The 26,365-nt window shown below is 70.5% G+C and carries 23 protein-coding genes; 17 read left to right on the forward strand and 6 right to left on the reverse strand.

All coding sequences use genetic code 11. From position 1 onward, the window contains the following. Positions 1–2 precede the first annotated feature (2 nt). The 7 genes from ABZS64_RS20130 to ABZS64_RS20160 are packed head-to-tail and all read left to right on the forward strand — an operon-like array spanning position 3 to position 8,279. A complete protein-coding gene (locus ABZS64_RS20130) occupies positions 3–818 on the forward strand; it encodes an alpha/beta fold hydrolase (protein WP_355831074.1) in 816 nt (271 codons plus the stop codon). Next, on the forward strand, positions 815–1,984 hold the full coding sequence (locus ABZS64_RS20135) for a nucleotide disphospho-sugar-binding domain-containing protein (RefSeq protein WP_355831077.1): 1,170 nt from the start codon (positions 815–817) through the stop codon (positions 1,982–1,984). Before ABZS64_RS20130 ends, ABZS64_RS20135 begins: the two co-directional genes overlap by 4 nt. After that, positions 1,981–3,840, forward strand: a complete 1,860-nt coding sequence (locus ABZS64_RS20140) for a class I SAM-dependent methyltransferase (RefSeq protein WP_355831080.1) — start codon at positions 1,981–1,983, stop codon at positions 3,838–3,840. Before ABZS64_RS20135 ends, ABZS64_RS20140 begins: the two co-directional genes overlap by 4 nt. 11 nt (positions 3,841–3,851) lie before the next feature. After that, complete coding sequence (locus ABZS64_RS20145) at positions 3,852–4,721, forward strand: galactokinase (RefSeq protein ID WP_355831330.1); 870 nt, start codon at positions 3,852–3,854, stop codon at positions 4,719–4,721. A gap of 16 nt (positions 4,722–4,737) precedes the next feature. Next, on the forward strand, positions 4,738–5,952 hold the full coding sequence (locus tag ABZS64_RS20150; protein ID WP_355831083.1) for an alkaline phosphatase family protein: 1,215 nt from the start codon (positions 4,738–4,740) through the stop codon (positions 5,950–5,952). A 33-nt stretch (positions 5,953–5,985) separates the two neighbouring features. Next, complete coding sequence (locus ABZS64_RS20155; RefSeq protein ID WP_355831086.1) at positions 5,986–7,251, forward strand: MFS transporter; 1,266 nt, start codon at positions 5,986–5,988, stop codon at positions 7,249–7,251. Beyond that, positions 7,248–8,279, forward strand: a complete 1,032-nt coding sequence (locus tag ABZS64_RS20160; protein ID WP_355831088.1) for a TolB-like translocation protein — start codon at positions 7,248–7,250, stop codon at positions 8,277–8,279. Before ABZS64_RS20155 ends, ABZS64_RS20160 begins: the two co-directional genes overlap by 4 nt. On the opposite strand, the gene ABZS64_RS20165 is transcribed toward ABZS64_RS20160, so the two are convergent. After that, the gene (locus ABZS64_RS20165; RefSeq protein ID WP_355831333.1) at positions 8,168–9,535 is read right to left on the reverse strand and encodes an MFS transporter; all 1,368 of its coding nucleotides are present in this window, start codon (positions 9,533–9,535) and stop codon (positions 8,168–8,170) included. The two genes, ABZS64_RS20160 and ABZS64_RS20165, sit on opposite strands and share 112 nt — an antisense overlap. Before the next feature lie 53 nt (positions 9,536–9,588). Beyond that, entirely contained in the window at positions 9,589–10,956 is a 1,368-nt protein-coding gene (locus tag ABZS64_RS20170; RefSeq protein WP_355831091.1) for a hypothetical protein, read from the reverse strand. 131 nt (positions 10,957–11,087) lie between these two features. Between ABZS64_RS20170 and ABZS64_RS20175 the strand changes: the two genes are divergently transcribed. Beyond that, on the forward strand, positions 11,088–11,531 hold the full coding sequence (locus tag ABZS64_RS20175; RefSeq protein ID WP_355831093.1) for an SsgA family sporulation/cell division regulator: 444 nt from the start codon (positions 11,088–11,090) through the stop codon (positions 11,529–11,531). Here ABZS64_RS20175 and ABZS64_RS20180 read toward each other — a convergent pair. Both ABZS64_RS20180 and ABZS64_RS20185 read right to left on the reverse strand, forming a co-directional pair. Continuing rightward, entirely contained in the window at positions 11,522–12,508 is a 987-nt protein-coding gene (locus ABZS64_RS20180; RefSeq protein ID WP_355831096.1) for an NAD(P)/FAD-dependent oxidoreductase, read from the reverse strand. The two genes, ABZS64_RS20175 and ABZS64_RS20180, sit on opposite strands and share 10 nt — an antisense overlap. A gap of 94 nt (positions 12,509–12,602) precedes the next feature. Continuing rightward, the gene (locus ABZS64_RS20185) at positions 12,603–13,127 is read right to left on the reverse strand and encodes a hypothetical protein (RefSeq protein ID WP_355831099.1); all 525 of its coding nucleotides are present in this window, start codon (positions 13,125–13,127) and stop codon (positions 12,603–12,605) included. Between the two features lie 182 nt (positions 13,128–13,309). Here ABZS64_RS20185 and ABZS64_RS20190 point away from each other — a divergent pair, with 182 nt between their 5' ends. The 7 genes from ABZS64_RS20190 to ABZS64_RS20220 are packed head-to-tail and all read left to right on the forward strand — an operon-like array spanning position 13,310 to position 20,952. Beyond that, positions 13,310–13,849, forward strand: a complete 540-nt coding sequence (locus ABZS64_RS20190) for a (2Fe-2S)-binding protein (RefSeq protein ID WP_355831101.1) — start codon at positions 13,310–13,312, stop codon at positions 13,847–13,849. An 11-nt stretch (positions 13,850–13,860) separates the two neighbouring features. Continuing rightward, positions 13,861–16,236 (forward strand): molybdopterin cofactor-binding domain-containing protein, encoded by a 2,376-nt coding sequence (locus tag ABZS64_RS20195; RefSeq protein ID WP_355831104.1) that lies wholly within the window; start codon positions 13,861–13,863, stop codon positions 16,234–16,236. Next, entirely contained in the window at positions 16,233–17,090 is an 858-nt protein-coding gene (locus ABZS64_RS20200; protein ID WP_355831107.1) for a xanthine dehydrogenase family protein subunit M, read from the forward strand. Before ABZS64_RS20195 ends, ABZS64_RS20200 begins: the two co-directional genes overlap by 4 nt. Beyond that, positions 17,062–17,973, forward strand: a complete 912-nt coding sequence (locus ABZS64_RS20205) for a MoxR family ATPase (protein ID WP_355831336.1) — start codon at positions 17,062–17,064, stop codon at positions 17,971–17,973. The genes ABZS64_RS20200 and ABZS64_RS20205 overlap by 29 nt, the downstream gene beginning before the upstream one ends. 20 nt (positions 17,974–17,993) lie before the next feature. Beyond that, a complete protein-coding gene (locus ABZS64_RS20210) occupies positions 17,994–19,139 on the forward strand; it encodes a VWA domain-containing protein (RefSeq protein ID WP_355831110.1) in 1,146 nt (381 codons plus the stop codon). Next, positions 19,132–20,244 carry an XdhC/CoxI family protein gene (locus ABZS64_RS20215; RefSeq protein ID WP_355831113.1) on the forward strand — a complete coding sequence of 371 codons (1,113 nt, stop codon included), beginning with the start codon at positions 19,132–19,134 and terminating at the stop codon, positions 20,242–20,244. The genes ABZS64_RS20210 and ABZS64_RS20215 overlap by 8 nt, the downstream gene beginning before the upstream one ends. 15 nt (positions 20,245–20,259) lie before the next feature. Then, the gene (locus ABZS64_RS20220) at positions 20,260–20,952 is read left to right on the forward strand and encodes an SRPBCC family protein (protein ID WP_355831116.1); all 693 of its coding nucleotides are present in this window, start codon (positions 20,260–20,262) and stop codon (positions 20,950–20,952) included. A gap of 21 nt (positions 20,953–20,973) precedes the next feature. Here ABZS64_RS20220 and ABZS64_RS20225 read toward each other — a convergent pair whose 3' ends face one another. Together ABZS64_RS20225 and ABZS64_RS20230 are read right to left on the reverse strand one after the other, a co-directional pair. Next, positions 20,974–21,600 (reverse strand): hypothetical protein, encoded by a 627-nt coding sequence (locus tag ABZS64_RS20225; protein ID WP_355831119.1) that lies wholly within the window; start codon positions 21,598–21,600, stop codon positions 20,974–20,976. A 52-nt stretch (positions 21,601–21,652) separates the two neighbouring features. After that, positions 21,653–22,753, reverse strand: a complete 1,101-nt coding sequence (locus ABZS64_RS20230; RefSeq protein WP_355831122.1) for a chemotaxis protein — start codon at positions 22,751–22,753, stop codon at positions 21,653–21,655. A gap of 367 nt (positions 22,754–23,120) precedes the next feature. Here ABZS64_RS20230 and ABZS64_RS20235 point away from each other — a divergent pair, with 367 nt between their 5' ends. Both ABZS64_RS20235 and asnB read left to right on the forward strand, forming a co-directional pair. Continuing rightward, positions 23,121–24,338, forward strand: coding sequence for an MFS transporter (locus ABZS64_RS20235; RefSeq protein ID WP_355831125.1), 1,218 nt, complete (start codon positions 23,121–23,123; stop codon positions 24,336–24,338). Between the two features lie 82 nt (positions 24,339–24,420). Continuing rightward, on the forward strand, positions 24,421–26,271 hold the full coding sequence (gene asnB / locus ABZS64_RS20240) for an asparagine synthase (glutamine-hydrolyzing) (protein ID WP_355831128.1): 1,851 nt from the start codon (positions 24,421–24,423) through the stop codon (positions 26,269–26,271). The last annotated feature ends 94 nt before the right edge of the window (positions 26,272–26,365 follow it).

The raw sequence follows: 26,365 nt of genomic DNA on the forward strand, positions 1-26,365 counted from the left end.
CCATGGCCGAAATCATCGCCAACTCCCTCCGCTTCCACGTCCAGCGGCTGCCCGTCGCCGTCGCGGGCTGTGACGCGGGAGCCAGGGTCGTCTTCCTCCACGGCCTCGTCGTCGACAACCTCTCCAGCTTCTACTGCACCCTTGCGGTCCCGGCCGCGCAGGCCGGGCACGACGTCGTCCTGTACGACCTGCGCGGCCACGGCCGGACCGAGCGCCCGGCCGGCGGATACGACACGGCGACCGCCGTCCGCGATCTCACCGCCCTGCTCGCCGCCCTCGGCCTCGACGAGGAACCCGTCCACCTCATCGGCAACAGCTTCGGCGGAACCCTCGCACTGCACACCGCACTGGCGCGCCCCGATCTCGTCGCCGGGCTCATCCTGATCGAGGCCCCGCTGAGCGGTCCCTGGATCGAGAACATGCTCGACACACTGTCTGTCGCCGCCCTCGACCTCGAAGGCAGCCAGGTACCGCGGGAACTGGCCTCACTCGGAGCGCGCAAGGCCGCCCGGCTGACCGCCACGGCCGACGAGCTCCTCAACCGCACCACCCTGATCGACGACATCGCGGCGGGTCGGCCATTCACGGCCGAGGACTTCGCCCAGGTGCGCTGCCCGGTCCTCGCCGTCTGCGGGGAGCACTCCGAACTCGTTACCGGCGCCCGGGAGTTGGCTCGCCATGCACCCGACTGCACCGTCCTTGTCCTGCCGGGCCTCGGGCACGACGTCCTGCAGGGCGGCACCGCCGCGTTGCGCCGGGCCGTACTGGACCGGCTCGGCGAGGCCGTGCTGCGGCAGCCTGAGGCGGTGACGGTATGAAGGTGCTGTTCGTCGTCCCGCCGCTCGCCGGACACGTCAACCCCACAGTCGCCGTGGCCGCCGAACTGGCCGCGCGCGGACACGAGGTCGCATGGACAGGTCCCGCCGAAGTCCTGCCGGGTCTGCTGCCCGCCCGTGCCACCCTCATCCCCTCCGGCGACCGCAGCGGACCCGGCGGCTACGGCGCGCTGCACGGGCGCTGGCGCGATCTGCGCGGCGTCGCCGCTCTGCGCTTCCTCTGGGAGGAGGCGCTCATCCCGCTCGCCCACGGGATGCTGCCCGGCGTCGAGGCCGCCGTCGACGCGTACGGCCCCGATGTCGTCGTGGCCGACCAGCAGGCCCTCGCCGGGGCCGTGGTCGCCAGGCGCCGCGGACTGCCGTGGGTGACGTCCGCGACGACGACGGCCGAGTTCACCCGGCCTTTCGCCGGTTTCCCCAAGGTGGGGGAGTGGGTGAGTGACCGGATCAACGGATTCCTCACCGCATGCGGCGCACCCACAGGCTGGGACCCGCGCTTCTCGGACCGGCTGGTCCTGGTCTTCTCCACCCCGGAACTCGTCGGATCGGACGAGACCTGGCCCGAGCACCATGCCTTCGTCGGACCCGCGCTGGGCGCCCGCCCGTCGGACGCCTCGTCGTTCCCCTGGCGGCGACTGGATCCCGTACGGCATCGCGTGCTGGTCTCGCTCGGCACGCTCAACCGGGAGGCGGGCGGCCGGTTCTACGACGCGGTCCTGCGGGCCGCCGAGCGCCTGGCCGATACCGTGCAGCTGATCGTGGCCGCACCCGAGGACCTGGTCGGCGACGTGCGGCAGGACCATGTCCTGCTTCAGGAGTACGTTCCTCAACTCGCCTTGCTGCCGCACCTCGACGCCGTGGTCTGCCACGGCGGGCACAACACCGTCTGCGAGGCGCTCGCGCACGGTCTGCCCCTGGTCGTCGCGCCCGTCCGCGACGACCAGCCGATCGTCGCCCAGCAGGTCGCGGCGGCCGGGGCCGGAATCCGGGTGCGCTTCGGCCGCCCCCGGGAGGCCGAGGTCCACGCCGCACTCAGCGCCGTACTCGACGACCCGAATCACCGGCGTGCCGCCCGCCGTATCCAGGCATCCTTCGCGGCGGGCGGCGGAGCCGCAGCCGCGGCCGACAGGTTGGAGAAGCTGCAATGACACAGCCCCGTACACGCCGCGCCCCGTGGGCGGCCGTCGCCCTTCTCGCGGGGCTCACCGCGGGCACCGTCCGCGCCCGGCGCCGACTGGCCGCCATACCCGTGCTGGACATGGCGGCGGCGAGTACGCCCAAGGACGGCTGGCATCTGATCACCGCCCGGGGCGTCGAGGCCGACGAAGCCACCGTCGGAGCCGCCGTCGCCTACGCGGAGCGGACCGGTCTGAAGGTGCTCGACCTGCTCCCGGGCAGCCTCGACGCGGAACGCGCGCTGGGCCTGCTACGGCTGCTCGAACTCGGTGACGCCCGCTTTGCCCGTACGGCCCAGGCGCACGGCGCGGGACAGGCCGTACTGATCGCCGAGGACGTCCGCAGCCGCGCCGGAGTCGAGACCGGGAGCGACCTCGACACCGCTGAACTGCACGCCCTCCTCAGCCGGGTGAAGGAATACGCCCCCGCGGAGACCGGCGTCGCCATCGCCCCCGGTCTCACCGTCCCCGCACCCGAACTCTCCTACCGTGCAGGGGAGTTGCGAGCCCAGGGCCTGCCTCCGGGTGTGGTGACCGCCGCCCATCTCGCCGGTCTGGCCCTGCTGGCACGCGCGGCCGTCAAGGACCGCCGCTGGGGCGCTGCGGCCCTGGCCCTGTACTGGCTGCAGCCCGCGCTGATCCTCGGCAGTCCGGACAGCCCGCTGCGCCCGGCCGACCTGCCGGGCGCCACGGCGGCGCGGCCGCTGCACTCCCTCCACGCCGCCCTCCGTACGGCGGCGACCCTCCGACCTGCCCCGGCCGGACCCTGGCCGGAAGTGGAAGCGCTCCGGCCCGGGTATGAGGCCGAACTCAAGGCGGGCACCGAGCGGTTCTTCGAGCCGCGCCGTCCCGACTGCCCCTGGTGCGGCTCCACCGACCTCTCCGTACGCACCCGGATGCCGGATCAGTTCCAGGCCAAGCCCGGCCGCTTCACCCTCGAGGAGTGCGGCGGCTGCGGCCATGTCTTCCAGAACCCGCGGCTGTCCCTGGACGGACTCGACTTCTACTACCGCGACTTCTACGACGGCCTCAGCGTCAGCGCTGCCTCCGCGGTGTTCGGCCGCATGAACCGCTCGTATCTGGCCCGCGCCGCGATGCTGAAACCCTTTGGCACGCCCGCCGCCTGGCTCGACGTGGGCACCGGACACGGCCACTTCTGCAACGGCGCGCGCGAGGTGTGGCCCGACACCCGCTTCGACGGTCTGGACATGGCCGCCGCGGTGCGGGATGCGGAGGTCCGCGGCTGGGTCTCCACCGCGCACTGCGGACAGTTCCCCGAGCTCGCCGCCGGACTCGTGCACCAATACGACGCCGTCAGCATGTACCACTACCTTGAGCACACCAGGGACCCGTTCGCCGAACTCGACGCGGCAGCCGAGGTGCTGCCTCCCGGCGGGCATCTGCTCATCGAGCTGCCCGACCCCGAGTCACGGCTCGCCCGTCTCCTCGGCCCGTACTGGCTGCCCTGGTTCCAGCCCCAGCACCAGCACCTCATGCCGATCGCCAACCTCAAGGAGGCTTTGGCCGACCGCGGGTTCACGGTTCTGGCCGAGGAGCACGGCGCGGCCCACCAGGCCTGCGACTTCGTCGGCGCAGTCCTGCTCGCCGCGAACCGGCTCGCCCCCAATCCGTACGCCCCGTGGGGCCCGGGCAGCGCCACCGTGGCACGGCGGGTGGTCCGCAAGGGCGTATGGACGGCGGCGCTGCCGTGCTTCGCGGCAGCCGCGGCCCTGGACAAGGTGCGCGCGGCCGCGGCCCGCGTCACCGACGGCGGCAATGCCTACCGGCTGCTGGCCCGCAGGACACCGGCGGCCCACGAGACGGGGTGAGGGACGTGAGCATGCTGGACATCGCCCGCCGCCACACCGCCGACCCACTCTTCCGGCTGGTCGCCTACGCCCTCGAATCGGCACACGACCGGCCCCCGGCCACGGTGTGGAGCGCCCCGCACGCCTTCCACCTCGGCTCGCCGCACCTGGTCGCCGCAGCGGGCTGGCCGGTGGCCGCTGCCGCAGCACCACGTGACGACGGCCTCGTACGGCTGAGCTCGCTCGCCCACCCCGCGCACAGTTGCGAACTCCCGCTCACCGGACCGCCACCGCCCCACCCCGACTGGGCAGCCCGCACCTACCGCCTGCTGCGGACCATGGCCCGCGTCGGATACGGCCGCGGCGGCATCGACCTGCACATCCACTCCACGCTGACCGCCGCGACCGGTCTTTCGAGCGCCGAACCGCTGGAGTGCGCAGTGGCGCTTGCCGTCGCCGACCTGCACGCGGGCCACGCAAGACCGCCGCGCGGCAGGCTCGCCGCCCTGGCCAGGGCTGCCGCACCCGACGGCGACGCAGCGCTGCGCGAGGCCGTGCTCTTCGCCCGCCCCGGCCGGGCCCTGCTGCTGGGCGGCGGCGGCCGGCGCCACATCCGCTTCGACCCGGACGAGCAGGGGGCACGGCTGATGCTGCTCGTGACCCGCGGCGAAGGTCGCGGCCCGGGTGACATCCAGGACGCAGTGGCGAGCGCGCGGCGTGCGGGTGCGACGGCCTCCTGGTGGCCCGGACACGGTCCGGAACGCAGCGCCCTGGTGCTGCTGCCGAAGGACCGGCTGACGCAGGTCCGTACCACCGTCACCGAGGAGTTCCGCACCGGCGGGCGACGTGTGCCCCGCTTCGTGAACATCACCGTGGCGGGTGCGGCCCGCCGCGAAGAGTGAGACGGAGGAATACCCCATGAAACCAAGAGGGTTACTGCACCGGACGCCGGCCGCGCGAAAACCGGAGGCCGACAGCGGCACGCGCGGCAGGAGGTGGAGGGCCACGGCGGCCGCGATCTTCAGCACGCTCTGTCTGGTCGTCACCTTCGGCGCGGCCGACTCGGGCGCCGCCGCCCCCCAGACACCCGCCGCGCTCCCCAGCTACGACCATGTCGTGGTCGTCGTCTTCGAGAACAAGCAGTACGGCGAGATCATCGGCAGCGCCAACGCGCCCTACATCAACCAGCTTGCAAACGCGGGCGCGAGCCTGACCGCGATGAAGGCGCTCACCCACCCCAGCCAGCCGAACTACTTCAACCTCTTCTCCGGCGCGACCCAGGGCATCACGGGAGACGGCTGCTACACGCCCCAGTCGATGAGCGCGGCCAACCTCGGACAGGAACTGGTCGCGGCGGGCAAGACCTTCACCACGTACAACGAGGATCTGCCGAGCGAGGGATCCACCGCCTGCACCAACGGTCAGTACGCGCAGAAGCACAACCCCTGGTTCGCCTTCAAGAACGTGCCGCTCAACAGCGGGAAGACCTGGGCGCAGTTCCCCAAGGGCGACTTCGCGCAGCTGCCGCACCTGTCGTTCGTCGTGCCGAACCAGTGCAACGACATGCACTCCTGCCCGGTCGCCTCCGGAGACACCTGGGTCAAGAACAATCTCGACGCCTACGCGCAGTGGGCCAAGGCCAACAACAGTCTGCTGGTGCTCACCTGGGACGAGGACAACTACCTCGGCTCCAACACGATCGCCACGGTCTTCTCCGGAGCCAAGGTCAAGCAGGGCAAGTACAGCAGCGCGTACAACCACTACAGCCTGTTGCGCACGTTCGAGGATCTCTTCGGCACCACCCACGCCGGGAACGCAGCAAGTGCCACGCCCGTCACCGAGGTCTTCGGCGACGGCACGACTCCGCCGCCGGGCGGGGACCTGAAGATGGCCAACCCCGGTGCGCAGAGCTGCAAGTTCAACCAGAACTGCACCATCCAGATCACCGCAACCGGCGGCAAGGCCCCGCTCACCTACAGCGCGACCGGGCTGCCCTTCGGCCTCTCCATCGACACATCCACCGGCCGGATCACCGGCAAGCCCTGGCAGACCGGCACCCTCCAGACCACAGCCACCGACACCGGCGCAGCCACCGCGACCGCCACCTTCCCCCTCACCGTCAACTGGTTCTGACGGGCACACGCCTGCGACAGGAAGGACGGATCTGTGTATTTGTCGGCCGGCCGGACCGCCGACACCACGGCGGGCGTACGCCGCACCCGCCCGCCGCGGACCACCGGGGTCCGCCGAGCGGTCGCGGGAAATGTCATCGCCCTCGGCGGGGTCAGCCTGCTGACCGATGTCTCGGCCGAGATGGTCACCGCTGTACTGCCGCTCTATCTCGTCGTCGGCCTCGGCCTGTCCCCGCTGGCCTTCGGAGCACTCGACGGCCTCTATCAAGGGGCGACCGTCCTGTCCCGACTGGCCGGAGGCCACCTCGCGGACCGCGCTCAGCGCCGCAAACTCGTCGCTGGTGTGGGCTACGCCCTGTCCGCGGGGTGCAAACTCGCTCTGCTCGCCGCCACGACACCGTGGGCGATCGGCGCCGTCCTCGCCGCCGACCGCACCGGCAAGGGACTGCGTACCGCCCCGCGTGACGCGCTGATCTCCCTGTCCTGCTCCCCCGAGGAGCAGGGCCGGGCGTTCGGAGTGCACCGGGCGATGGACACCGCGGGCGCGCTGATCGGTCCGCTCGCCGCCTTCGCTGTGCTGTGGGCGGCACGAGACGGGTATGACGCCGTGTTCGTGGTGAGCTTCTGCACCGCCGCACTCGGACTGCTGCTGCTCGCGCTGTTCGTACGGGACCCCTCCGCAGGAAAGTCCGAGCGGGCCGGGCGACAGAAACACCGGCGCGGTGAACTGCGCGCCCTCGTCCGCATGCCCGGCCTGCCGCGGCTGTGTCTGCTGGCCGCACTGCTCGGTGTGGTCACGGTCAGCGACTCGTTCCTCTACCTGCTGCTTCAGCGCCGCCTCGATCTGCCCGCCCCGTACTTCCCCTTGCTGCCCGTCGGCGCCGCCGCCGGGTTCCTGCTGCTGGCCGTGCCCTTGGGACGGCTGGCCGACCGGATCGGCCGCCCGCTGGTCTTCCTGGCCGGGCACGGCGCGCTGCTCACGTCGTATGTGCTGCTGATCGGGCCATGGGGCGGCGGTCCGATCGCCGCCGGGTGTGTCCTCGTACTGCTCGGAGCCTTCTACGCGGCCACCGACGGCGTGCTGATGGCCGCGGCGGGTCCGCTGCTGCCCCCGCATCTGAAGGCGAGCGGCCTGGCAGTGGTGCAGACGGCTGGGGCCTTCGCCCGCTTCGGGGGATCGCTGCTCTTCGGCGCGGGCTGGATGTACTTCGGGCCCGACGGCGCGCTGACCGCAGCCGCCGCCGGTCTGGCCGTCGTCCTGACGGCGGTCGCCGCCTTCCACCGACGGAGTCGCGTATGAACGTACGGCCAAGGCTGCTCGTCCTGCTTCTCGCCACTGTGCTCCTGGCCGCTCTTGCGGGCATCGCGATCGTGCGAGCAGCCGACCGCGCATCCGAACGAGACCGTGCAAGGCCCGGCGAACCAGCCGCCCACAGCGGTGTGGTGACGCTCCATCAGTCAGGGCGACTGCTGTTCCGGAACCTCGCCTGGGGTCCGCAGCGCGACCATGTCTCGTCCGTCCCGCTGACCACCACGGCAGGGCCACGCACCTCCACGCCCCGCACCTCCGCACCCCGGGACTGCCTGCGCTTCCATGCGGCCGCAGGCACCGCCATCTGCCTGCGCACCACCGGCGGTGTCGTGCCCCGCCACGAAGCCGTGCTTCTGGACGCGGAGTTACGGCCCGTCCGTACGTTCCAGGTGTCCGGAATACCCACACGTGCCCGCGTGTCGCCGAGCGGACGACTCGCGGCATGGACGGTCTTCGTCAGCGGAGACTCGTACGCGGGCGGAGCCTTCTCGACCCGCACCGCCATCTACGACACCCGCACCGGCAGCCTCCAGCCCGACCTCGAGAAGTTCACCGTCCTCAAGGACGGCCACCGCCACCGGGCCGCCGACCACAACTTCTGGGGAGTCACCTTCGCGGCCGACGACAACCGTTTCTACGCGACCCTCGCCACCGGCGGCCATACGTATCTCGTCGAAGGCGACCTCGCCCGGCGCACCCTGCGCACCCTGCGCGAGAACGTCGAATGCCCCTCGCTCTCCCCGGACGGCACCCGCATCGCCTTCAAGAAACGCGTCCCGGGCGCTCCGGCCGACACGCCTTGGCGGCTGTACGTCCTGGACCTGCGCACCGCCCGGGAGACTGGGCTCGCCGAGCACCGAAGCGTCGACGACGAGGCCCTGTGGCTCGACAGCCGTACTCTCCTCTACGCCCTGCCCGGCGACTTCGGCGCCGATCTCTGGTCGGTCCCGGCGGACGGGAGCGACACACCACGACTAACCGTGAAATCGGGTACGTCTCCGGCCGTGGTCCCCTGAGCCGCGGACTCCTGCGATGTGTCGGGCAGCAGAACGAAGCAGGCCACGCTCACCGCGCACAGCGCCAGCAGGTAGGCGGCGACTCCCCAGGGCAGTCCGTCCGCCGTGGTGGAGAGCCGGGTCGCGACCAGCGGGGTCAGGGCACCTCCCAGCACGGCGCCGATGTTGTAGGCGAAGGCGGTGCCCGTGCAGCGCAGTTGCGGCTCGAACAGCTCGGGAATGTAGGCGCCCTGTACTCCGAGCATCGTGATCACGGCGAGCAGGATCATCGATGTTCCGGCGAGGATCATCCCGACCCGCCCGGTCTGCAGCATCGCCAGATACGGCACGATGCCCAGCGCCATCGCCCCGCACCCCAGCAGGCTGAGCCTGCGCCGCCCGTACCGGTCGCCGAGGACGGCGACCAGCGGGGTGGCAAGCCCCATCACCGCCATCGCCCCCATCAGGCAGAACAGCATGACGGTCGGGTCCACGCCCAGTCGTACGGTGGCCTGCGACAGCGCCCAGGTCGTGGCCGCGTAGTTGACGGCGTACGCGGCCGTGACGGCACCGGCAACCAGCAGCACGCGCCGCCAGTGGTGGTGCATCAGCCGGGCGAGCGGCGCGCGCACCAGAGTGCGGCGAGCGGTGAGGTCGAGAAACGTCGGCGTCTCGTCGACCTTCGAGCGCAGGATGTATCCGGCGAATGTCAGCACGCCCGCGCACAGGAAGGGGATGCGCCAACCCCAGGTACGGAACTGCTCGTTGGTGAGCGTCGCCGTCATCGCCAGCATGATGCCGTTGGCGAGTACGAATCCGACGGTGGGTCCGGTCTGCGGGAATCCCGCCCACAGTCCGCGCCGCCCGGGTGGGGCGTGCTCGGAGGCGAGGAGTACGGCCGCGCTCCACTCACCGCCCACGCCGAGACCCTGGACGATGCGCAGGAGAGTCAGCAGGAGCGGCGCGGCCACACCGAGGCTTCCGTACCCCGGCAGGAGTCCGATGGAGACGGTCGCAAGTCCGGTGGCGAGAACGGAAATCAGGAGGACCGTGCGGCGCCCGTGCCGGTCGCCGATGTGTCCGAAGAGCAAGGAGCCCACGGGGCGGGCGATGAAACCGGTCGCGAAGGTGGCAAATGCCGCCAGGGTGCCGGCGGTGCTCGAGAAGTTCGGGAAGAAGACCGGCCCGAAGACGAGGGCTGCGGCGCTCCCGTAGATGAAGAAGTCGTAGTACTCGATGACGGTGCCGACCGAACCGGCCGCGGCGACGCGCGCCATCGAGGGCCGTCCGCTCGGCGCTGCGTCCTGGACCTTCTGGTCGCTCGCTTGCGTCATGCGTGTTCTCCTGCCAGCCACAGTCGGGCACGTTCGTCGAATTCCACCGCGGTCTGGGATCCCCGGCGTGTGAAGGGCGCCAGATCCCGGCGCATGGTCCGCGCGGCCCGCGTGACGCGCGCGGAACGGACACCGTCCATGAGCTCCAGGGCCCTGCTCCAGGTCGCGCAGGCCCGCTCCACATGCCCTTGCCTGCACTGCATCGTGCCCGCGTGCGCGAGGCTCAGCGCGGTGATGCGCTGGTAGGTGGAGCCGGAGGCGCTCCAGATGGCCCGGGAGAAATGCCGTTCGGCGATGTCGTAGTCGCCGAGCAACTCCGCGGCCTTGCCGATGTGGTTGCCGACACAGGCACCGGCCGACCCCCACAGCGCGGCCCAGAACGGCATCTCGCTCTCGTCGGCGCCGTCCACCAGGCGCGCCGCACGGGCGGCTTCGGCGACGGCTTCGCGGCTCCGGCCGGCCATGGCGAGGGCCCGGGCGCGCGTGACGACATACAGCGACTCGGTGGCCGGGTCGGTGCGGCCCTTCGCCAGCCGCAGCGCCGCGTCGATGAGGTCGAGGGTGTGCTCGCCGCGCCCGGTCTCCAGACCGTGATGAGCCAGGACCCGCAGGATGAACGCCGTGTGCAGATCCTGGCCGGCCTCCCGGGTCAGTTTGAAGGCCTGCAGGTAGTAGCGCTGCGCCAGACCCGCCTCGCCCGCGTCGTACGCCTTCCAGCCGGCCAGGTAGGCCACGCATGCGCCGGCCGAGAGCATCTGCTGTTTCTGCGCCCCGGTGCGAAAGCGGCTGCGGCACAGGGTGGCCACGTCGGAGACCAGATACTGCACGACGGCGGAGCGGCCGTGCTGGCCACCGTGCCGTTCGTCGATGGCCGTGAACAGGGTGGTCATTTCCCGCACCGCCTGTATCTCTCTCTCGCCCGCGATGCCGGACGTCCTGACGGCGGGGTGGGCATGCGGGCGGGCTGTCAGAGGCGTTGCGGCGGCCGGGACGGAGTAGGCGGACGAGCTGATCGCCGTGCGGCGTTCGATGTCGGCCCGTCCGAGCCGGGTGAGGGCGTCGACCGGGTCCTGCGCCATGTCGAGCCCGAGGGACTGACCGTCCGTCTCCGGTATGCGTATGAGGCCGAGTTGCTCGGGTGTGACCAGCCGCCCCAGCTTCCGGGACAACGTCTCGGCCAGGAAGCGGGCCGCGGTGGCGTGGGGCTGCGTACCGGCGATCCAGTGCGCGACGGCGGACGAGTTGGTACGCAGCTGGGTCACGCCGCTCTCGGCCGCAACTGCCCTGACATCCCGGGCCAGTTCGGCGTAGGAGCAACCGGCTTCGGTGACCGCCAGTCTCAGATGTTCGTTCCCTTGGGTCATGCGGCCCTGGTCGCCCCTTCAGCGGGTTTAAGCGGCTTAAGCGAACTCATGAGTCACGGACCCTACCCACGCCGAGCGGTGCTTCGTTCACTTTCCGTCGATAGAACACACGCAGGGGTGAGGAGACGTCCGTGCTGCAGCGAGGACGCCGGCTGAGGGACCGAACGCAGACGACGGTCGAGCGCGAACTGGTCTGCCAACTCGTACTGGAGGCCGGGCGAACGGTCCCCGTGCCGACCCGGCTGGTCTACCGCACCGACGATCCGTACGCCGTCCATCTCTCGTTCCACACCGACAGCGACGTGCCCGTCGAATGGTGCTTCGCCCGCGACCTGCTGATCGAAGGGGTCTTCCATCCCACCGGTCAGGGCGATGTGAAGGTGTGGCCGGGCAGGACACCGCGCACCATGAACTTCGTCTACCTGCTGCTGTCCGCACCCACGGAGCACGCCCTGATCCAGGCTCCCGCCCGTGCCGTCGCGGCCTGGACCGAGCGGACGCTGCGGGTGATTCCTCCGGGTGCGGAGGAGGCGCAACCGCCGGGCCATGTAGTCGACTTGGGGCCCTACGCCTGAGGAAGGGACGGAACGTGGCGCGCGGCCACCGCCCGGCGGGTCTCCTCGGCCATCAGATCCGCGTTGATCGCCGCGGCTGCGCGCACACCCGCGGCGGCTGCGCCGATGACCTGCTCGGTCAGGTTGGCGACATTGCCCGCCACCCACACCCCGGGTACCTCCGTCGCTCCGGTGGGGTCGGCGGCGATGTAACTGCCGATGACGTGTCCGTTCCACTCCTGCTCGGCCGGCTCGAGGCCGAGGCCGGTGAGGATGTCGGCGCGGGCCGTGAAGCGCGGGGCGACGGCGAGCGCCTGGCAGGGGATCACCCGGCCGTCGGCCAGCGTGACACCGCTGAGCCGGTCGCCGGTCACCTCCAGCGCCGTCACCTCTCCGTCCACCACGGCGATGTCCCGGGCGGCGAGTTGCTCGTACTCGTCGTCGCCGCGCTCGGGCGCGGTGTGCAGGAAGAGGGTCACGTCCTTGCTCCACTGCCGCCACAGCAGGGCCTGGTGGACGGCCAGGGGACCGGTGCCGAGGATGCCGATCGCCTGGTCGCGCACCTCCCAGCCGTGGCAGTACGGGCAGTGCAGCACCCCGCGCCCCCACTGCTCTGCCACGCCCGGGACCTCGGGGAGTTCGTCGACCAGCCCGGTGGTCACCAGTAGCCGGTCCGCCACGGCAGCGGACCCGTCGTCGAGTACGACGCGAAAGCCCCCGGCCTCCAGCCGCTCGGCCGCCACGACGGCGCCCGCCTCGATCTCGCCGCCGTAACCGGTCACCTCCGCCCGGCCCGTGGCCAGCAGCTCCGCCGGTGCCATCCCTTCCCGCGCCAGATACCCGTGCACGTGCCCCGCGGGCGCATTGCGCGGCCGCCCGGCGTCGATCACGAGCACCGAGCGCCGGGCCCGCGCCAGGGTCAGCGCCCCGCTGAGCCCCGCGGCCCCGCCACCGACGACCACGACGTCATAGCGCCGTTCTTTGCTTTGTGCGGTCATTCGCAGTACCTCCGTCTCACCGACGACACTGCTCCCGCACTTCCGTCCTTGACAAACAGTCTTGCCAAGACAGCAAAGACAGAACCGGCGTCCCCTACTCGGAGTCCGGCCCCTGCGCCCGTACCTGCTCGACGTGCTGGAGCGAGTCGCGCAGGTCGCTCAGCCACGTGTCCGCGTTCTTCTGCACCAGGCGCACGCACCAGGCCAGGGCATCGCTGCGGCTCCGGGCGACGCCGCCGGCGATCAGGGTGTCGAGGGTCTGGCGCTCGGGCTGGCGCAGTCGCGTCATCACGGGTGCCGAGACGGTGGTGTACATGGCCCGTGTGTCGCCGCACTGCACACCCCACGAGACCTTGCGGCCGAACCGCTTCTCGGCCTCGCGCGCGACCCCGATGCGCTCGTCGCGGGTGCGTTCGCGGAACTCCGAGATGCGCCCGTCCAGCGAGGCCTCACGTTCGACCTGTGACGCGTCCGCGCCGAGGTCGGGCTCCGGGATCCGTCCGACGACCGTGATCTCCTCACGGTCCGCCGTCACGTCCAGGAGCTCGACGAAGAGTCCTTCCGGCAGCCGCCCGGCGAACCAGCCGCGCAGTGCCTGTTCCTGCTCCTTTGTAATCATGTAATTCAGATTACTCAGCCCTCTCGCGGATGGAAGAGGGTCCGCCCACGGCGTAATGCCCGCCCGCGCCCGGTATGCGGCGGCCGTCCCCGAGGGCTCGCGCGCTCCAGTGCGCAGTCCTAGAGTTGCGTGTATCAGAGCAGAACGGCAGATACCCCCTGCCCGCGTCTCTGGGAGGGCATATGACCCATATCTCGCTGACGGTTGACGGCACGGCCTACGAGGACGAGGTGGAACCCCGCCTCCTCCTCGTCCACTACCTGCGCGACAACCTCGGCCTCACCGGTACCCCCGTCGGATGCGACACCACCAACTGCGGGACCTGCACGGTCGAGCTGGACGGCGACAGCGTCAAGAGCTGCTCGGTACTGGCCGTCCAGGCCGACGGCTGTGAGGTGACGACCATTCAGGGGCTGGCCTCCGGCGCCGAATGGGATCCGCTCCAGACGGCGTTCCATCAGCAGCACGCTCTGCAATGCGGCTACTGCACGCCCGGCATGATCATGGCCGCCCGGGACCTGCTCAAGGAGAACCCGGACCCCACCCCGGACGAGATCCGCCACGGTCTCGAGGGCAATCTCTGCCGGTGCACCGGCTACCAGAACATCGTGCGTGCAGTCCTCGCGGCGGCTGCCGAGGAGCGGCGCCGCCGCGCTCCCGCACCGGGAGCCCTGACGGAGACCGCCCCCGTCACATCCAAGGCCCCGGCCGCGGCCCGGTAGGAGGCGCCGGTATGACCACCGAGCAGCTCAGCGCCGAGGTCGGTCGCTCGCGGACCCGCAAGGAAGACGCCCGGCTGGTCACCGGCCGGACCACCTGGACCGACAACATCGCCGTCCCGGGCCTGATGCACATGGCGATCCTGCGCAGCCCCATGGCCCACGCCACGATCGACCGCGTCGACGTCTCGCCCGCGCTCCAACGGCCAGGAGTGATCGCCGCGTTCAGCGGCCGGGACCTGGCGGACGAACTGGGCTCGATGCCCTGTGTGTGGCCGGTGACGGAAGACATCGTCATGCCCGACCACCCCCCGATCGCCGTCGACGAGGTCCGGTACGCCGGAGACCCGGTGGCCATCGTGATCGCCCGAGACCGCTACGCCGCGGCCGATGCGCTGGAAGCCGTAGAAGTCGACTACACACCTCTGCCTCCTGTGCTCGACCTCGAGGCCGCGCTGGCCGACGGCACCCCGCTCGTCCACTCCGGCAAGGGCACCAACCGCTGCTACACCTGGCCGCTCGCCACGGGCGACTACGAAGCGGAGAAGGCCCGGGCCGACCTCGTGGTCCGCCGCCGCTACACCCAGCAGCGCCTCATCCCCAACGCCATGGAGCCGAGGGCCGTCGTCGCCACTCCGCCCACGGCGTCCAACGAATACACCCTGTACTCATCGACGCAGGTCCCTCACGTGGCCCGGGTGACGCTGTCGATGGTCACCGGCATCCCCGAGCACAAGCTGCGGGTGATCGCCCCGGACGTCGGCGGAGGCTTCGGATCCAAGCTCCAGGTGTACGGCGAGGAAGCAGTCGCCCTCGCCGTGGCCAGGCGGCTCGGCCGGCCCGTCAAGTGGACCGAATCCCGGTCGGAGGGCTACCAGGCCACCCATCACGGCCGCGGCCAGATCCAGGACATCGAGATCGCGGCGACCCGTGAGGGCAAGGTGCTCGGCATGCGGGTCGACCTGCTCGCCGACATGGGCGCCTATCTGATGCTGATCACCCCCGGCACCCCGCTCCTGGGCGCGTTCATGTACCCGGGGATCTACAAGATGAACGCGTACACGTTCAACTGCACAGGCGTCTTCACCACCAAGACGCCCACCGACGCCTACCGCGGCGCCGGCCGTCCGGAGGCGACGTTCGCGATCGAGCGGACCATGGACGAACTGGCCGCGGAACTGGACATCGACCCGATGGAGCTGCGCCGCCGCAACTGGATCGGCCACGAGGAGTTCCCGTACACCACCGTCGCGGGGCTCACCTACGACAGCGGCAACTACGAAGCGGCCACCGACCGCGCGATGGCGCTCTTCGGCTACGACGACCTGCGGGCCGAACAGCGCGCGCGGAACGACAACAACGACCCGGTGCGGCTCGGCATCGGCATCTCGACGTACACCGAGATGTGCGGACTGGCCCCGAGCCGGATCCTGCGCGATCTGCGCTACGTCGCGGGCGGCTGGGAGGCCGCCACCATCCGCATGCTGCCCACCGGCACGGTCGAGGTGGCCACCGGCACCAGCCCCCACGGGCAGGGGCACGCCACCTGCTGGAGCCAGATCGCGGCGGACGTCCTCGGTGTGCCCTTCGACGACATCGAGGTGGTGCACGGCGACACCAAGGCGGTTCCGCAAGGCATGGACACGTACGGCTCCCGCTCGCTGGTGGTGGGCGGACTCGCCGTCCACCATGCCGCGCAGAAGGTCGTGGCCAAGGCCCGCAAGGTCGCCGCGCATCTGCTGGAGGCGAGCGAGGGCGACCTGGAGTTCTCCGGCGGGGTCTTCTCGGTGAAGGGATCGCCGGAGGCGACGAAGACCATCCAGGAGGTGGCCTTCGCGGCGTTCTCCTCCCACGACCTGCCCGACGGCATGGAGCCGACGATCAACGCCGAGCACCTGGTCGACCCGGACACCTTCTCGTTCCCCTTCGGCACCCACCTGTGCGCCATCGAGGTCGACACCGAGACCGGCCGTGCCCGGATCCGCAGTTACGTCTGCGTCGACGACGTCGGCAAGGTCATCAACCCCATGATCGTCCAGGGGCAGATCCACGGTGGTGTGGCGCAGGGAATTGCCCAGGCGCTCTACGAGGAGGCGGTGTACGACACCGAGGGCAACCTGCTCTCCGGCACCATGGCGGACTATCTGGTGCCCTCAGCGGTCGACCTGCCCGACTTCGTCACCGACCGCACCGAGACCCCGGCGACCTCCAACGCGCTCGGCGTCAAGGGCGTCGGCGAGACCGGGACGATCGCATCCACACCGGCCGTGGTCAACGCGGTCGTCGACGCACTGCGGCCGATGGGCGTGAGCGACGTGGCCATGCCGTGCACACCCCAGCGGATCTGGCAGGCCGTCACGGCCGCCCGGGCCGAGGAGGGAACAGCATGATTCCCGCGGCATTCGACTACGCACGGCCGCAGACGATCGACGAAGCAGTACGCGTTCTCGCGGACGGCGGCGAGGAGGCGAAGGTCCTGGCCGGCGGCCAGAGCCTGATCCCCATCCTGCGGCTGCGGCTCGCCTTCCCCGAACTGCTGGTCGACGTCGGCCGCATCCCTGAACTGCGCGGTGTCCGCGAAGAGCCCGGCACTCTCGTGATCGGGGCCATGACGACACACCACGACGTCATCCACGACCCGCTGGTACGCAGCCACGCAGGGCTGCTGGCCGCGGCGACCGAGACCGTCGCCGACCCGTCCGTACGCCACCGAGGCACCATCGGCGGCTCGCTCTCTCACGCCGACCCGGCGGGGGACCTGCCCGCGGTGCTGCTCGCGCTCGACGGCGAGATGGTCGCCATGGGGCCGCAGGGCCGGCGCACCATCCCGGCACGCGAATTCTTCACCGACTATCTGCAGACCGCGCTGCGGCCCGACGAGCTGCTGGTGGAGGTCCGGGTGCCCAAGAGCGACAACTGGGGCTACCACTACGAGAAGTTCAGCCAGGTCGCGCAGGCCTGGGCGATCGTCGGTGTGGCAGCGATGGTGCGGCGCGACGACGGCCACCTCGTCGAGTCCCGGGTCGCGCTGACCAACATGGGCGCGACCCCCCTGCGCGCGAGCGCCACCGAGGAGGCGCTCGCCGGCGCGGAGGCCGACCCGGCCGCTGTGGCCCGGGCAGCCGAATCGGCGGCGGACGGAACCCGTCCGGCGTCCGACCTCTCGGCGTCGCCCGAGTACCGCGAACACCTGGCGCGGGTGCTCACCCGGCGGGCTGTGCTGGCTGCGGCCGGGATGGAGTGACAGTGTGACGGCCGGGCCCGACGAGCTGCGCGCGAGACTGGAGAAGACCGGCTATCTCGTCGACGACGGTCTCGCCATCGCCTGCTTCCTGGCTCTGAAGCTGCACCGGCCGATCTTCTGCGAGGGCGACGCGGGCACGGGCAAGACCGCGCTCGCCTCCGCCCTCGCGCAAGTCCTCGACGCACCCCTGATCCGTCTGCAGTGCTACGAGGGCATCGACGCGTCCCAGGCCCTGTACGACTGGGACTTTCCGCGTCAGCTGCTGCACCTGCGGGCTGCCGAAGCCGCCGGAGTCGGCGATGCCGGCCGGCTGGAGAGCGAGCTGTACAGCAGGCGGTTCCTCATCGCCCGGCCGCTTCTGCAGGCGCTGGAGACGCAGCCGTCGGTCCTGCTCGTCGACGAAGTCGACCGGGCCGACGACGAGTTCGAGGCGTTCCTGCTCGAGCTGCTGTCGGAGTACACGGTCACCGTTCCCGAACTGGGCACTCTGCGGGCCTCGTCGCCGCCCGTGGTGGTCCTCACCTCCAACCGCACGCGCGAGGTCCACGACGCCCTGAAACGACGCTGCCTGTACCACTGGTTCGAGCACCCGGGTTTCGAACGTGAACTTGCGATCGTCCGCAGACGCCAGCCCCAGGTGACCGAACGGCTCGCCGCGCAGGTCACCGCGGTCGTACAGACCCTGCGTACACAGGAGTTGCTCAAGCCGCCCGGGGTCGCCGAGACCATCGACTGGGCCGAGGCGCTCGACGCACTCGGCGCGACCGAGCTCGACGCCGAGCTGGCCGTCGCCACGCTCGGCTCGGTGCTGAAATACCGAGAGGACGCCGAACGGGCCCGGTCCCTTGACCTGTCCGCGATTCTCGCGGCGCGGGGAGCGTGAGCACCGTGCCACGAAACCCCATGCCCACAGCACCGCAGGCCGACCCCACCGCGGTCCTCGTCGGATTCGCCCGGGCCCTGCGCGCGGCCGGAGTCGCGGCAGGACCCGACCGGGTGCAGAGTTTCCTGGCAGCTCTCGAACTCCTCGGATCAGAGCGGCGCTCCGACGTCTACTGGGCGGGCCGGCTCACCCTCTGCGGCAGCCAGGACGACCTCGAACGGTACGACCGTGTCTTCGCCGCGTACTTCGCGCAGAAGCCGCCCCCCGGACGCCGGGCACGCCGGGCCCCGGACCCCAAGCTCGTGCTGCGTCCGGTGGCCGCCGAGGCCGCCATGACTCCCGGAGCCGACGAAGAGGACGGCGCGGCGCGGCCCGCCGCCGCCCTGGCGAGCTCCGCAGAGGTCCTGCGCCACCGGGACATGGCCGAGTTGTCGGTGGCCGAACGCGCCCAACTGCGGCGGCTGCTCGCGGCGTTCGCGCTGAGCGGTGAGCCGCGCCGCACCGCACGTCTGCGTCCCGCCCGGCGCGGCGACGTCGATCCGCGACGCACCGTACGTGAGCTGCTGCACCGCGGCGGGGAACCGGCCCGGCTGCGGTACCGCACTCCCGCCACCAAGCCCCGCCGGGTCGTACTGCTCCTTGACGTGAGCGGTTCGATGGACCCCTACGCGAGCGCCCTGCTGCGCTTCGCGCACGCCGCCGCGCACGGGTCGCCCACCACCCGTACGCAGACCGAGGTGTTCACCATCGGCACCCGGCTGACCCGCGTGACCCGTGAGATGGCGCACCGCGATCCCGACGCGGCCCTGGCCGCCGTCGCGTCGGCGGTGCCCGACTGGAGCGGAGGCACCCGGCTCGGCGAGATGCTCCGCGCCTTCCTCGACCGGTGGGGGCAGCGCGGCCTGGCCCGCGGAGCGGTGGTCGTGGTGCTCTCCGACGGATGGGAGCGCGGCGATCCGGAGCTGCTCGCGGCCCAGATGCGGCGGCTGCACCGCCTTGCACACCGGGTGGTGTGGGCCAACCCGCGCAAGGCACACCCCGGATACGCGCCGCTCGCGGCCGGGATGGCGGCGGCGCTGCCCAGCGTGGACGCGTTCGTCGAAGGACACAGCCTGGGCGCCCTGGAGCGGCTGGCGGCAGTGGTGAGAGGTGCGAGCGATGCGTGAGATTCTCCCTGTCCTCAGCCGTTGGTACGCGTCCGGAACGCCCTTCGGGCTCGCCACCGTTGTCGCCGTGAGCCGCAGTGCGCCACGCGGCCCCGGTGCGGCGATGGCGGTGGGCCCGGACGACGCGGTCGTGGGCAGCGTCTCCGGCGGCTGCGTGGAGGGCGCGGTCTTCGAACTGGCCCAGGAGGTCGTGGAGAGCGGTGAGGCACGGCTGCAGACCTTCGGCTACAGCGACGAGGACGCGTTCGCCGTCGGCCTCACCTGCGGTGGGGAGATCACCCTCCTCGTACGTTCCGTATCGCCGGAAGCCGACGCCTCGTTCGGTGAGGTCGCGGCATCGGTCGCCGAGCACCGTCCGGTGGTGGCAGCGACCGTGATCGACGGTCCCGCGACGCGCGGCGCCACGCTCGCCGTGTGGCCTGAGAAGGTGTCCGGCTCCCTCGGATCGGAGGGCCTGGACGCGGCCGTCACCGCCGACGCGCGCGGGGAACTGGCGCAAGGCGCGACCGGCCTGCGGCACTACGGCCCGCACGGCGAGCGGCGCGAGGACGACGTCACCGTGTTCCTCCAGTCCTTCGCCCCGCCACCGCGGATGCTGGTCTTCGGCGCGATCGACTTCGCCGCCGCGGTCGCCCGGATCGGCGCGTTCCTCGGCTACCGGGTCACCGTGTGCGACGCGCGCCCGGTCTTCGCCGACCCCCGCCGGTTCCCGGACGAGGCAGAGGTGGTGGTCGACTGGCCCCACCGGTATCTGCGAGCCACCGAGGTGGACGATCGGACCGTGATGTGCGTGCTCACCCACGACCCGAAGTTCGATGTCCCGCTGCTCGAAGTCGCGCTGCGCTCCCCGGCCGCCTACATCGGGGTCATGGGCAGCCGCCGCACGCACGAGGACCGTCTCGCGCGGCTGCGGGAGAAGGGACTGGACGAGGCGGAGCTGGCGCGGCTGCGCTCGCCCATCGGCCTCGATCTCGGCGCCCGTACGCCCGAGGAAGTGGCCGTGTCGATCGCGGCGGAAATCGTGGCGCTGCGCTGGGGCGGCAGCGGTACCCCACTCGCCGACACGGCCGGAGCGATCCACCATCCGCATCTGAAGCCGGTGTGAGGGAGGAGGGAGACCATGGACCTGCAGAACTCGTTCACCGTCCCTGTCCCGGTCGACGAGGCGTGGCAGGTGCTCCTCGACATCGAGCGGGTCGCGCCCTGCATGCCGGGTGCCACCGTCGAGGGCTTCGACGGCGAGACCGTCGAAGGCTCAGTGAAGGTGCGGGTGGGCCCGATCACCGTGACCTACCGGGGCACCGCCACGTTCCAGGAGAGGGACGAGTCGGCGCACCGGATCGTCCTGGCCGCCAAGGGCAAGGAAGTCCGGGGCCAGGGCACGGCGCGTGCCACCGTGACCGGAACGCTGGCCGATCGCGACGGAGAGACGGCGGTCGTCGTCGTGACCGATCTGACCATCACCGGCCGCCCGGCGCAGTTCGGCCGCGGGGTCATGGCCGAGGTGGGCAACAAGCTCATCGGCCGCTTCGCGGACTGCCTGGCGCAGCAGTTGGCCGGACCGGAACCGGCTGCGCCCGAAGCCGCGGACGCCGTGCGGAGCGACGACGCCGAGACCGCCGACACCGGGAGCGACGACGACGGGAGCGACGGCGAACAGGCCGCGATGGTCGCGGGCGCCGGGACCCACGAGGCCGAGCCGATCGATCTTCTGCGTACGGCGGGCATCCCGGTCGCCAAGCGGGCGGCGGGAGTTCTCGTCGCGGCGGCGCTCGCCGTACTGGCCGTCATCCTCATCCGCAGAAGGCGGTGACCGAGGCGTCCACGGCCGGCGTCAGTACCGCTGGGCCTTGGCGATCGTGGCGGTCAGCTTCAGGTCGGGCGGTTTCCGGCTGATGGCGAGGGGCTGTGCTCCCTTGCCCGGGGCGAGATCCGACGCGCCGACGACTCTGCTCTCCACCACCTTGCCGGTGGAGTCGGTGAAGTCGACCTGCACGGCGTACGCCGCCTGCTGGTCGGTGCGGTTGGTGATACGCACCACGACGGCGAGCAGACCGCCGGTCTCGCTCCTCGGTTTGCCCACGAGCGTGACGTCGGACGTCGCATTGCCCTTGCCCGTCACCTTCTTCAGCTCTGCCGCGGCCTCCTGGTTCGCACGGGCCACCTCGGCCGACACGGAAGCCTCGAAGGCGGAGGCGGCAGCGGATGCGGACGACGCCGCGGCGGACGCCGAGGCGAGCGCCGACGCGGCGGCGGAAGGCAGGGATGACGGCGGTGTGCCGGAGAAGGAAGCGGTGCTGGGAGGTGTCGGGCGGGGGCTGAACGGCGAGCTGCTCCCGCTGTCGCCGTCCCCGGTACTGCACGAAACGAGGCCGGCGATGCTCGACGCCGCGGCGACCACGGTCAGGGCAACAGCCGCGAGCCGTCGTCCGCCCGAGCGGTCCTTCACGCATGCGGTCATGGGGAGTTGTCCTCTCACTGCCGGTACCCGGGCCTCCGCCTCGGGCGGCACCTCAGTAGCGCAGGGCGCTGGCGATTCCGCCCATGCCGGCGAGCGTCCCGTCGGGAACGAAACGCACGTCCGCGCCTGTGTCCAGGGACCGTTCGACAATGTCGTCGACGATGTCGTCGAGGGCATCCAGGTCACCTGGTTCGGCCGGAAGCAGGTGACCGCCGGAGTCGCGCACGGTCTCCTGGTAGCTCTCCTCCACGGCCAGCAGCGCGACCCGGCCGGACTCCACGTTCTGCCGGATCTCGTCGACCCCGGCGGCGAACGCCTTTCGCCCACGCGCCTTGTCCAGTTCCGCAAGGACCTTGGCGACGTCCCTCTCCGCACGGGCCTCGACGGGCGGCCGCACCGCCTGCCACACGGCATCGGGGGGCCCGGCAGCCAGCCCTCCCTGCGGGACATGGGTGGCAGTCGCCCTGCCGGTCACGGTGCCGACGCCGTCGAGGAGGGAGAGCGCCGCCGCTTCACCGGCCACATACAGGGGTCGGGGAGCGGACTTGAGTACGGCACCTATCGCGGCGTCCGCCTCCCGCAGAAACTGGCGGGTCTGCTCGTCGCTGAAGGTGCTCGGCAGATCGCCGATCCGCTCCTTGCGCTCGGCATCCGGGTCCTCAAGGCTCCGGGTCAGCGGGAACGCCCCGGTGTTCTCCTCGACGACGCGCTCCGCACCACCGCTCCACAGGGTGACGCGGTCGGAGGAGACGGCCAGCACCCAGTAGGGGCGCTCGGCGGCCTTCGCGGAGACGAGATTGCGGGTCAGGTAGGTGTCCGAGAGCACGACACGCGTAGGCACCGTGCGGCCCAGCGACCACACCTCATGCTCGCCCGGCGCGGCGAAGACAGCCAGCCCGTCCTCGGCGTGCACCAGGTCGACCTCCGCCAGAGCCAGGTCCAGCTGTTCGATGACATCGATCCGCCTGTCCCGTGTGACAGCCGGATCGGCATGAAGCTGGTCCTTGGCCTGAGCCATCAGATTGCGCAGCCGTACCGGGTCCTGTGTGTTGTCCGGCTCGCGGCGGTGGGTCGGCATCAGAACCGACACCGCTGGATAGGGACGCTGCCTGCGCAACCTGGCGAGTGTGGCGGAGCTGAGAGTGGTCTGCATCGGGCCCCTTTCGGAACGAGTGCCCCCGCGCCTTCCAAATCAGCACTACGAACCCTATGTCCGATTCGCTGATCAGGCAGAAGTTGCGAGGGGACGCATCCTGTGGCTCCGAAGACCTGCCTAAGTAGCGCAGAGTCATCGGGGCTCCCACCGGCCTCGAGAGGCTCGGTCGCCACGACCACTCCAAGATCAAATCCGCTCTGACCTGCACCTCCGCGCCGACTCCCGGCTCGCAACTTCCCTGGCGGGAATGCGACATCACCCTTGAGGTGTGTTGTTGACGTCGGGAATCTGCCAGAACCTGTCCCGTGGCAAATGGTGAACTGAACGCACAGCCATTGCGATGCCCACCACAGGACGGGAATTCATGTCCACTGTCACCACCACTTCCGCCGACGACCCCGCCGTATCAACTCGCTCACCGTTGATTGGCTGGCTCGCCGTCGTATCGGTGATGCTGGGAATCTTTTCTATCGTCACCACCGAGATCCTGCCGATCGGACTGCTGACGACGATCGGCTCCAGCTTCACCATCTCCGATGGAATGGCTGGTCTGATGATGACCATGCCGGGATTCCTCGCCGCGATTTCGGCCCCTCTGGTCACCGTGGCGACAGCGCGAATCGACCGTCGGCTGATGCTGTGCGTCTTCATGCTTCTGCTGGCGCTGGCGAATTTCCTTGCCGCGGCCGCACCGACGTACTGGCTGGTGCTCGTCTCCCGGGTCATGGTCGGGATCACGATCGGTGGATTCTGGTCGATCGGGGCAGGACTGGCCCCTCGGCTGGTGCGGCCGGAATCGGTCGGCAGGGCGACAGCGGTGATCTTCTCCGCGGTTCCGCTCGGTTCCGTACTGGGCGTGCCCGTCGGCACGTTCATCGGGGATGTCTCCGGCTGGCGGATGGCGTTCGTCGTCATGGGGATTCTGACCGTCGGAGTATTGATCATGATGCTCGTGGTGATCCCCGCGCTTCCTCCCGAGGAGGTCACCCGCCTCAATGTGCTGGGCGGCATGCTCCGCAGCACCAACACGCGCTTCGCGCTGCTGGCGACCTTCCTCGTCGTGCTCGCCCACTTCGGTGCATACACCTATGTGACGCCGTTCCTGGAGGACGTGACCCGCGTGAGCACCGGCGCGATCACCGTCTTCCTTCTGGTGTACGGAGCGGCCGGGATCGTCGGCAACTTCGTGGGCGGCTCGATGGTGGGACGCCATCCGCGCGCCACCTTCGGAGTCGCCGCGGGGATGATCGCCGGCGCGACGCTGCTGCTCCCCGTCCTCGGGCGGTGGGGAATCGGCGCCATTGCGCTGCTGATTGTCTGGGGGATTGCTTATGGTGCTGTTCCGGTCTCCTCCCAGACTTGGTTCTCCAAAGCGGCTCCGCATGCACCGGAAGCCGCTTCGGTGCTTTTCACGGCGTCATTCCAGGCGACCATTTCGATTGGTGCGCTTGTCGGTGGTCTCATCGTGGACCGCACTTCCCCGTCGACGGTCATGGCACTCGCCGGAGCCACCGCCGTTCTTATGGTCGTGACCGTCTGGATTCACTTCGCTAGTCGCCTCACCTGGCCCGAGAACGCCTGAACAGCTTCTCGCCGGCCATTCCACGCCTTCCTGTCGGCCGAACCATCAAGCACCCGTTCGTGAATAAAGGAGAGAGCTGTCCATGTGCGGTATTGCGGGCTGGATAGATTTCGAGCGTGACCTCAGGCTTGAGCGCACGACCATGCAGGCGATGACAGAGACGATGGCCTGCCGTGGGCCGGACGACGAAGGAGTGTGGATCGACTCTCACGCGGCCATCGGTCATCGGCGGCTGTCGGTCATCGACCTGGAGGGCGGCCGTCAGCCGATGGTCGCCGACGAGGACGGCCGGGAGCTTGCCGTCCTGACCTTCAGCGGCGAGATCTACAACTACCGGGAGCTGCGCGCCGAGTTGGCTTCCCACGGCCATCGCTTCCGCACCCAGAGCGACACCGAGGTCGTGCTGCGGGGCTATCTCCAGTGGGGCGAGGGCTTGGTCGACAAGCTCAACGGCATGTACGCGTTCGGGATCTGGGACGTACGGCGCGAGGAGCTCGTGCTCGTGCGCGACCGGATGGGCGTCAAGCCGCTCTACTACTACCCGACCGCCAACGGCGTCCTCTTCGGCTCGGAGCCCAAGACGATCCTCGCCAACCCGGCGATACCCCGCCGCGTGAACGCCAACGGTCTCCGCGAGATGCTGGACATGGTCAAGACGCCCGAGCACGCCGTCTTCACCGGCATGCACGAGGTACGACCCGGCCATGTCGTACGGGTGCGCCGCGAGGGGCTGACCAAGCGCCGGTACTGGGCGCTGGAGGCCAGGGAGCACACCGACTCCCTCGAGAAGACCGTGCACACGATCCGGGAGCTGCTCGAGGACATCGTCACGCGGCAGCTGATCTCCGACGTACCGCTGTGCAGCCTCCTGTCCGGCGGCCTCGACTCCTCGGCCGTCACCGCCCTCGCGGCGAAAGCCCTGGCGGCCGAAGGCGCGGGCCCGGTGCGCTCGTTCTCGGTCGACTTCGTCGGTGCAGCCGAGAACTTCATCCCGGACCCGCTGCGCAGCACACCCGACGCCCCGTTCGTCCGTGATCTCGCCCAGCATGTGGCAGCCGACCACAAGGAGATCCTGCTCAACAGTGACGACCTGAGCGACCCGGCAGTACGTGCCGCGGTGCTCGGCGCCACGGACCTGCCGCCTGTCTGGTACGGCGACCTGTGGCCCTCGCTGTATCTGCTCTTCCGAGCCGTACGCGAACGCTCCACGGTCGCTCTGTCCGGCGAGTCGGCGGACGAACTCTTCGGCGGCTACAGCTGGTTCCACGACCCGGAGGTGCTGACCGCCGAGACCTTCCCGTGGCTCACCACCACGCCCGGCCCGTTCTACGACGGAACGCCGCTGTTCGACGGAGCCCTGCTCAAGACACTCGACATCCCCGGCTACCGGCGCGCGAGCTACCACGATGCCATCGCCGAAGTGCCGGTACTGGCAGGGGAGACGGGCCTGGAGAAGCGGATGAGGGAGATCAGCCATCTCAACCTCACCCGCTTCCTCAACACCCTGCTCGACCGCAAGGACCGCATGAGCATGGCCGTCGGCCTGGAGGTGCGAGTTCCGTTCTGCGACCACAGGCTCGTCGAGTACGTCTTCAACACCCCTTGGTCGATGAAGACCTTCGACGGCCGGGAGAAGAGCCTGCTCCGCGCGGCAACCCGCGATGTGCTCCCCGAGTCGATCGTGAGCCGTGTGAAGGCGCCCTACCCGAGCACGCAGGACTCCGGTTACGAGAAGAACCTCCGCGACCGGCTGGCTGAGGTCGTGAGCTCCGGGGACGCCCCCATCCTGCCGCTCCTGGACGCCGATCGGGTACGCGACCGCCTGACCCGGCCCGTCAGCACGGCCAGCACACAGATCACGCGCATCGATCTGGAAGTGCCGCTGTGGCTCAACGCCTGGCTCGACTCCTACAAGGTCACCGTCGACATGTGAGGCGGTGCGGGGCGAGCCGGCTCTCCGCCCCGCCGCACCATCTCCCGGCGGCCCTCTTAATCCCCCGGAGGGGGTCGCCGGGCCCCTCCGTACA

Origin of the sequence: Streptomyces sp. NPDC005408, assembly GCF_040606445.1 — a bacterium.
Taxonomy (GTDB): domain Bacteria; phylum Actinomycetota; class Actinomycetes; order Streptomycetales; family Streptomycetaceae; genus Streptomyces.

Coding starts and splice junctions, on each gene's coding strand:
- ABZS64_RS20225 (WP_355831119.1), bottom strand. CDS start 21,600: ATGACCGCATGCGTGAAGGACCGCTCGGGCGGACGACGGCTCGCGGCT.
- ABZS64_RS20190 (WP_355831101.1), top strand. CDS start 13,310: ATGACCCATATCTCGCTGACGGTTGACGGCACGGCCTACGAGGACGAG.
- ABZS64_RS20195 (WP_355831104.1), top strand. CDS start 13,861: ATGACCACCGAGCAGCTCAGCGCCGAGGTCGGTCGCTCGCGGACCCGC.
- ABZS64_RS20230 (WP_355831122.1), bottom strand. CDS start 22,753: ATGCAGACCACTCTCAGCTCCGCCACACTCGCCAGGTTGCGCAGGCAG.
- ABZS64_RS20200 (WP_355831107.1), top strand. CDS start 16,233: ATGATTCCCGCGGCATTCGACTACGCACGGCCGCAGACGATCGACGAA.
- ABZS64_RS20130 (WP_355831074.1), top strand. CDS start 3: ATGGCCGAAATCATCGCCAACTCCCTCCGCTTCCACGTCCAGCGGCTG.
- ABZS64_RS20160 (WP_355831088.1), top strand. CDS start 7,248: ATGAACGTACGGCCAAGGCTGCTCGTCCTGCTTCTCGCCACTGTGCTC.
- asnB (WP_355831128.1), top strand. CDS start 24,421: ATGTGCGGTATTGCGGGCTGGATAGATTTCGAGCGTGACCTCAGGCTT.
- ABZS64_RS20210 (WP_355831110.1), top strand. CDS start 17,994: ATGCCCACAGCACCGCAGGCCGACCCCACCGCGGTCCTCGTCGGATTC.
- ABZS64_RS20215 (WP_355831113.1), top strand. CDS start 19,132: ATGCGTGAGATTCTCCCTGTCCTCAGCCGTTGGTACGCGTCCGGAACG.
- ABZS64_RS20165 (WP_355831333.1), bottom strand. CDS start 9,535: ATGGCGCGCGTCGCCGCGGCCGGTTCGGTCGGCACCGTCATCGAGTAC.
- ABZS64_RS20150 (WP_355831083.1), top strand. CDS start 4,738: ATGAAACCAAGAGGGTTACTGCACCGGACGCCGGCCGCGCGAAAACCG.
- ABZS64_RS20170 (WP_355831091.1), bottom strand. CDS start 10,956: ATGACCCAAGGGAACGAACATCTGAGACTGGCGGTCACCGAAGCCGGT.
- ABZS64_RS20180 (WP_355831096.1), bottom strand. CDS start 12,508: ATGACCGCACAAAGCAAAGAACGGCGCTATGACGTCGTGGTCGTCGGT.
- ABZS64_RS20185 (WP_355831099.1), bottom strand. CDS start 13,127: ATGATTACAAAGGAGCAGGAACAGGCACTGCGCGGCTGGTTCGCCGGG.
- ABZS64_RS20135 (WP_355831077.1), top strand. CDS start 815: ATGAAGGTGCTGTTCGTCGTCCCGCCGCTCGCCGGACACGTCAACCCC.
- ABZS64_RS20145 (WP_355831330.1), top strand. CDS start 3,852: ATGCTGGACATCGCCCGCCGCCACACCGCCGACCCACTCTTCCGGCTG.
- ABZS64_RS20140 (WP_355831080.1), top strand. CDS start 1,981: ATGACACAGCCCCGTACACGCCGCGCCCCGTGGGCGGCCGTCGCCCTT.
- ABZS64_RS20220 (WP_355831116.1), top strand. CDS start 20,260: ATGGACCTGCAGAACTCGTTCACCGTCCCTGTCCCGGTCGACGAGGCG.
- ABZS64_RS20235 (WP_355831125.1), top strand. CDS start 23,121: ATGTCCACTGTCACCACCACTTCCGCCGACGACCCCGCCGTATCAACT.